This is a genomic window from Paraburkholderia phenoliruptrix (assembly GCF_902859825.1).
GTDB lineage: Bacteria > Pseudomonadota > Gammaproteobacteria > Burkholderiales > Burkholderiaceae > Paraburkholderia > Paraburkholderia phenoliruptrix.
Genome location: NZ_CADIKB010000080.1, coordinates 1 through 6,433 on the forward strand (window position 1 = coordinate 1; position 6,433 = coordinate 6,433).

General features: G+C 63.6%; 6 protein-coding genes and 1 pseudogene. 2 read left to right on the forward strand and 5 right to left on the reverse strand.

The window, feature by feature from the left end; genetic code table 11:
• Nucleotides 1-21 precede the first annotated feature (21 nt).
• From HV711_RS32620 to HV711_RS32630, 3 genes are all read right to left on the reverse strand, one after another.
• Nucleotides 22-300 (reverse strand): hypothetical protein, encoded by a 279-nt coding sequence (locus HV711_RS32620; RefSeq protein WP_021027902.1) that lies wholly within the window; start codon nt 298-300, stop codon nt 22-24.
• A 63-nt stretch (nt 301-363) separates the two neighbouring features.
• A complete protein-coding gene (locus HV711_RS32625) occupies nt 364-714 on the reverse strand; it encodes a DUF2958 domain-containing protein (protein WP_012204591.1) in 351 nt (116 codons plus the stop codon).
• Between the two features lie 376 nt (nt 715-1,090).
• Nucleotides 1,091-1,669: a ComEC/Rec2 family competence protein gene (locus HV711_RS32630; RefSeq protein ID WP_244142798.1), complete on the reverse strand. Its 579-nt coding sequence runs from the start codon at nt 1,667-1,669 to the stop codon at nt 1,091-1,093.
• Between the two features lie 124 nt (nt 1,670-1,793).
• Here HV711_RS32630 and istA point away from each other — a divergent pair, with 124 nt between their 5' ends.
• On the forward strand, nt 1,794-3,320 hold the full coding sequence (gene istA, locus HV711_RS32635) for an IS21 family transposase (protein ID WP_035483124.1): 1,527 nt from the start codon (nt 1,794-1,796) through the stop codon (nt 3,318-3,320).
• Nucleotides 3,313-4,128: an IS21-like element helper ATPase IstB gene (gene istB / locus HV711_RS32640; RefSeq protein ID WP_035483125.1), complete on the forward strand. Its 816-nt coding sequence runs from the start codon at nt 3,313-3,315 to the stop codon at nt 4,126-4,128. Before istA ends, istB begins: the two co-directional genes overlap by 8 nt.
• 44 nt (nt 4,129-4,172) lie before the next feature.
• Here the strand turns inward: istB and HV711_RS32645 are convergent.
• Nucleotides 4,173-5,054: pseudogene (locus tag HV711_RS32645) on the reverse strand (PDDEXK nuclease domain-containing protein); the annotation flags it as partial.
• Nucleotides 5,051-6,250, reverse strand: a complete 1,200-nt coding sequence (locus HV711_RS32650) for a tyrosine-type recombinase/integrase (protein ID WP_003056225.1) — start codon at nt 6,248-6,250, stop codon at nt 5,051-5,053. The gene HV711_RS32650 and the pseudogene HV711_RS32645, both read right to left, overlap by 4 nt.
• Nucleotides 6,251-6,433: the final 183 nt, after the last annotated feature.

Genomic DNA, 6,433 nt, shown 5'->3' on the forward strand with positions numbered 1-6,433 from the left:
CCCGCCAGGGGCGCGAAGGCATCAGGCCGGGTCGTCGGGGCGCAGGCTGGCTTCCGACACCGGCATCCACGGCGATGACGAGTCCAGCAGGTAGCGCGCACCGCGCGCGTACAGGCCCGAAAGTCCGCTGGGACGATAAAACCCGGTGACGCGGCACCGGAACTGTGCGCCAAACCCGTTGGTATAGATCACCGCGTCGCCGAGCGCAAAGCGCAAGGGCTGGCCGTTCTCCGGTGGGAACGGCTTGAACGCATCATGCTCTGCCGTGATTTCGAGGATGTAGTCGTGGTGGCTGCTCATGGCCTTGACCTCCTGAAATGATTGAGAACGCTCAGGAGCGCCTTGCGGCGCCCCAGAACCAGGTCAGACAACGACACGCCCCGCCAGCCGCGCATCGCGCGCATAGGCGCTCAGCCGCTTCTCGGCACGAAAGTGCAGATCCCGCTCTACCGGCAAGCCCAGCCGCCCGCGCACGGTCGCCAGTTCGGAAAAACTGACCCAGCCGATTTCCGGCATCCCTAGGCCCAGGTCGCAAAGACCGAAGGCGTGATCGTGGTCATCGGGATCAATCTCGGTCAGCAGCCAGGTCGCGCCGGCATCCGGCGTGAACAGCTTGACCACTGGGGCCGGATCGAAGTCCGGGTTCTCCAAGGATTCGCGGCCGTTGGCCAGCAGCACGATGCGCTGCTCGTCCGTGATGAATGCGTGGTTCATGGTGAACTCCTGTAAGGTTACCGGGCGGAATTGCCCAGCCCTTGCAGGGCACGGCGCAGCGCAAGCAGTCAAAGATCGAAGACGGCCGCCAGGCCGCAAGCGCCGAAGGTGCGCAGTCATTGACGGCGAGCACGCCGTGGCACGATGAAGGGAACAGCAAGCCGCCACACCTCACCACGCAGCCACCCCGGTATTGACAAGCGTAGCGCGCAGGTCCGAAGCGTCAGTCCAGATCAGAGCGTCCGGGCTTGAAGCCGGATGACTGCGATTCGGCACGAAGCTCGGGGCGCAGCCCATGAGCCCGACGAAGGAACGTCGGGATGCAGGCCAAGTTGTCAGCAGGCAGTTGAAAAGTGGTGCTGGCCTTCAGGCGCTGTCAATTTTCTTGATCTTCCGGATACGCCGCCTGGGGAATCGGCACCCAGCCATCGCGGGTGATGCCTGCCCCGATGCGTATGTTCTGGCTTTCAGTTGCCGCCCAGTGCCCACCCCGGTGCAATACGGCGCGAATCACCGACTTCCGCGGATGATCCTCATCCGCCTTGGCAGAACTGCATATGGCATTCCAATGGTGCTTGTCCGGCATACTGTTCAACCGTGGGCCGAGCAGTTGATCCAAGACTTCGGTCGAAACGTTGTGTCGCCCGCCGTGATGGGGCACTTGGAAATACCGAATACCTGGCAGCGCGAGTCCCACGAAAGGTGCGTAGTCGATCACCTCCTGCAGTGCTTCACGCCCGGCATCGCCAGTAAGCATGACGCGATGACCGTTCAAGACAGCCGACTGCACCACACTCATTTCATTCTCACGACTGGTCGGCTCAGGCGGGAAATATTCCTCGCCCCACAGGGACTTGATGTAGGCGGTCGCGGCCTTCACTGCCCGGAATATGCTGCTCAGCGCGCTATCAAAAGCACTTTCTTCGACAGCTTCCGGTGTCTTCGCGGAGTCCACGATCAGGTCTGTTGATTCATTTCCAAAGCTGGGCCATTTCGGGACGCATTCACGTTGAAATCTGAGCCACGTTGCCGCTCTATCCTGCTGAATTTTTCAGCACGGGGGAGCAGGAGTGATCAACGTGAGCACATTGAGCAAGTTACGCCGCCTCGTGCTGAGGCAGGACGTGTCGGTGCGCGAGGCCAGCCGGCGGCTGGGGATCTCGCGCAACACAGCCACTAAGTGGCTCAAGGACGGTCAGATGGCCGAGCCCCGATATCCGCAGCGCGTGTCGGGCCCCAGCATCCTGGATCCGTACAAGGAGCAGTTGAGCCAGTGGCTCAAGGCCGATAGCCACCGCAGCAAACGCGATCGGCGCGGGATCAAGGCGATGTTTGAAGCGCTACGGGCGCAGGGCTACAGCGGCAGCCGAGGGCCGGTCTACGCATTTGCCCAGCGCTGGCAGCAAGAGCAAGGCAACGCAGCGCGCGGCGCAGGGTTTGTCCCACTGAGTTTCGAGTTGGGTGAAGCGTTCCAGTTCGACTGGAGCTGTGAGTACCTGTTCATCGGCGGGCTGCGCCGCCGCCTGGAGGTGGCACACACCAAGCTGGCGTCCAGTCGCGCCTTCTGCCTGGTGGCGTACTACACCCAAGCGCACGAGATGCTGTTCGATGCGCACGCGCGGGCGTTCGCCCTCTTCGGTGGCGTGCCCCGGCGGGGCATCTACGACAACATGAAGACCGCTGTGGACAAGGTCGGCCAGGGCAAGCAGCGCAGCGTCAATGCGCGCTTCGAGGCCATGACCGGGCACTACCTGTTCGAGCCGGAGTTCTGCAACCGGGCCGCCGGCTGGGAGAAGGGGGTCGTCGAGAAGAACGTTCAGGACCGGCGCAAGGACATCTGGCGCGAGGCCAGCGAGCGGCGCTGGGGGACGCTTGGTGAGCTCAACGACTGGTTGCAGCAGGCCTGCGTGAAGGCCTGGGCTGAGATGAGTCACCCCGAATGGACGCAGCTCACGGTGGCCGATGTCTGGCAGGACGAACGTGTTCGCCTCATGCCCAACCCCCGTGCGTTTGATGGCTATGTGGAGCAGCCGTTGCGGGTCTCTGCCACCTCGCTGATTCACTTCCAGCGCAACCGCTACAGCGTGCCGTGTGAATGGATTCATGCGGTGGTCAGTCTGCGAGCCTACGCGGATGGCCTGCTGGTGGTCGGGCCCGATGGGCGACAGGTGCGCCTGGCGCGCAGCTTTGAGCGTGATCAGACGCTCTACGACTGGATGCACTACATCGCGCTCATCGAGCGCAAGCCCGGCGCGCTGCGCAACGGCGCACCCTTCAAGACCATGCCCGAGCCCCTGCAGGAGCTGCAGCGCCAGTTGCTGCGCCACAGCGGTGGCGACAGGGTGATGGCGCAGGTGCTCATGGGGGTGAGCCTGCACGGGCTGGAGGCCGTGCTGGTAGCGGTGGAGCTGGCCCTGCAGAGCGGTCGGGTGAGCGCGGAGCATGTGCTCAACGTGCTCTCTCGCCTGAAGGAACAGCGCGTGCCCGAGTCGCCGGTGACCACGATGCTCACGCTCAACACTCCGCCACTGGCCAACCTGCAGCGCTATGACGCACTGCGCAACGTCCAGCCTCATGAGGCATCACCGGAGTCCGACCATGCATGACGTCATTGATGCCCTCAAGGCGCTGGGCCTGCACGGCATGGCCAGCGCCTGGCCGGAGGTACTGGGCACTGCCCGCATGAAGTCGCTCGATCATGAGGCCGTGTTGCACCAGCTTATCAAGGCCGAGACCGCTCAGCGCGAGGTGCGCTCCATGGCCTACCAGATGCGCGTGGCGCGCTTCCCATCGCACCGCGATCTCGCCGGCTTTGACTTCGCCCACGCGCAACTCGATGAGGCGCTGGTGCGCCAGCTGCACACCCTTCGCTTCCTGGAGTCGGCACACAACGTGGTGCTGGTTGGTGGCCCCGGCACGGGAAAGACCCACCTGGCCACGAGCCTGGGGATCGAGGCGATCCGTATGCATGGCAAGCGGGTGCGCTTCTTCTCCACGGTGGAGCTGGTCAACGCCCTGGAGCTGGAGAAAGCGCAAAACAAGTCCGGGCAAATGGCGCACCGGTTGATGTACGTCGATCTGGTGATCCTCGATGAACTGGGCTACTTGCCATTCACGCAGTCGGGCGGCGCGATGCTGTTCCACCTGCTCTCCAAACTCTACGAGCGAACGAGCGTGGTGATCACCACCAACCTCACCTTCTCGGAGTGGAGCAGCGTCTTCGGCGACGCCAAGATGACCACCGCATTGCTCGACCGTCTCACGCACCACTGCCACATCGTGGAGACGGGCAATGAGAGCTGGCGATTCAAGCACTCCAGTGCCGCTGGCGCGGCACCACCAAAGCCACGCAGCAAAGCTCAGAAAGGAGATCGAAAAACAGCAGACCCGATAGACTTATCCACAACCGAGTAGCCAAAAAATCCATCAACCCAGTGGCTCAATATTCGACTTGATCACTGGCTCAGTTGTGCTGATGAATCAACACCCAGCTTCAGGTCGATGATGACCAGGCAGCGTAACTTGCGATGGAACAGCAGCAAGTCCACCCGATACCAGGTCTGGTCGATGCGCAAGCGCCGCTGCCGTCCAATGAAGGTGAACCCTTCACCCAATTCGAGCAGGAAGTCTTCCAGCCGCCGGATCAAGGCGGCCTCCAGATCGGACTCCGAATACTCGTCCTTGAGGTCGAGGAACTCCAGCACATAGGGGTCTTTGATGGCATCGCCGGGCGCGACGGCATCTTCGGGCTTGGCCACCGCGCCCTTGGCCAGCATCGCCGCCTTGTTTTTCGACAGCGCCGTGCGCTCGTAGAACTGGCTGCCGATCTGCCGATCCAACTGGCGCACGCTCCAGCCGCCGCGCAAGGCCTCGGCTTCATAGAACTGGCGCGCATGCTCGTCCTTGACCGACAACAGCCGCACATAGGCCGACCACGGCAGCGTGAAGACCTGCGCCAGCTCGTCCAGCCGCCAAGGCCGCACTGGCTCCGGGGAAGATTCGCCAGACACTGTCTGGCGAATTGGCCGGGTCAGAAAAAACGACCGCATCTGCTGCAGGTTCTGACGGCTGAAGCCACGGCCGAACTGCTGGGTGAGGTCGCTTGCCAGCCGCTCGATCAACTGCTCGCCATAACCCGCGCGCCGCTTGCCCTGTTGCTCGGCCTCCACGATGCGGCGGCCAATCTCCCAGTAGCTGGCCGTCATCAGCGCATTGACGCTGCGCGCTGCCGTCTGGCGCGCGGCATCGAGCAGATCCACGATGCCGCCGTGGATGCCGGCGTAGCCGGCAGGCACGGCGGCGGGTGCGACTCCCGCCATCGCAGGCGCCTTCTTGGTCATGCAGCCACCTCCGCAGGCCGCTGCGCCTCGGTGATCGTCTTGCGCCGGTTCGCCACCAGCTCGGCCGCCTTGCGCACCGGATCGTCCTCGGTGTGGACGTAGCGCATGAACATCGCCACGGTCTTGTGCGCCGTCAGCGCCATGCCGACCTTGACCGGGATGCCCGAGTTGGCAATGTCGGTCGCGGAGCGGTGGCGGATGCCATGCGTGCCGACGTGCGTGGCGCCCGCCGCCTTGAGGGCGCGGCTCCAGCCGCCGTAATACTCGCCCGTGGTCAGGTGCTTGCCGGGATGGCTTGGAGACGGCAGCACATAGGGAGTGCCTTCCTGCCGTGGCGCCGTCGAGAGCAGTCGATAGGCTTCCTCGCTCATGGGCTTGGACATGCCGCCCGTCTTGCTGTCCGGCCAGACCACGCGGCGGTTGTCCAGGTCCACCCAATCCCATCGGAGCGTCACGATTTCGGAGCGGCGGCCGGCGAACTCGAATTGAAGGCGGATCGCCAGCGGGATGACGTAGTTCTCCAGACCCTCGGCTTCGATGTGCTCCAGTCGCCGAAACAGCTTGCCCATGTCCTCGTCGCTGATGAGGTGGGTGGCCTTGCCGTTGGGGTACATCGGGACGTGGCGGCAGGGGTTGGTGCCGTCAGGCCGGTGGCCCCACACCTCGGCCAGGTTGAACATCTTGCGCATCACGCTGAAAGCACGGTTGGCCTCGGCCGGCTTGTGCGCCATCTTCTTCATCGCCGTGGCCACGTCCGGGCGCTTCACGTCCTGGACCTTCAAACGGCCCAGCATCGGAACGATGCAGCGGTCGATGACGGCCTGATACCCGCGCTGGGTGCTGGGCTTGTTGCGCTGCTTGGAGTAATCCTCCATGAACTTGGTACACAGCTCCTTGACCGTGGGGGCTGAACGGGCGGCGGCCTTGGCCGCGCTGGGGTCGCCGCCCCGGCGCACCTCGGCCAGCCATTCCTGGGCCAGCGAGCGGGCCTGCTCGACGGTCAGTTCCCCGTACAGGCCCAGGGCGGGCTTGCGCCGCTCGCCAGCGTTCGTGCGGTACTGGAGCATGAACACCTTGCGGCCCGCTGGTGTAACCTTGCACAGGAAGCCGGGCACCAGCGTGTCCCGGAGTTCGACGGCCTGCGCCTGGGGTTGTGCCGCATCGACTGCGGACTTGGTGAGCTTGAGTTTTGCCACGATGACTCCTCGGAAAGACCCGATTCCCAAGAGCCATGTAGGGGCCATCAGAGGGGAAGCCGGGTCAGGTTTCGGAAAGCACCGGCATATGTTGGACTCGCCTAAGTTATTGATAAACCTGCTGTATCGGGCTTCGGCGTAGTCCAGCAAAGTTCGGTGCTGGAGTCATGGTGAAATGAAAAA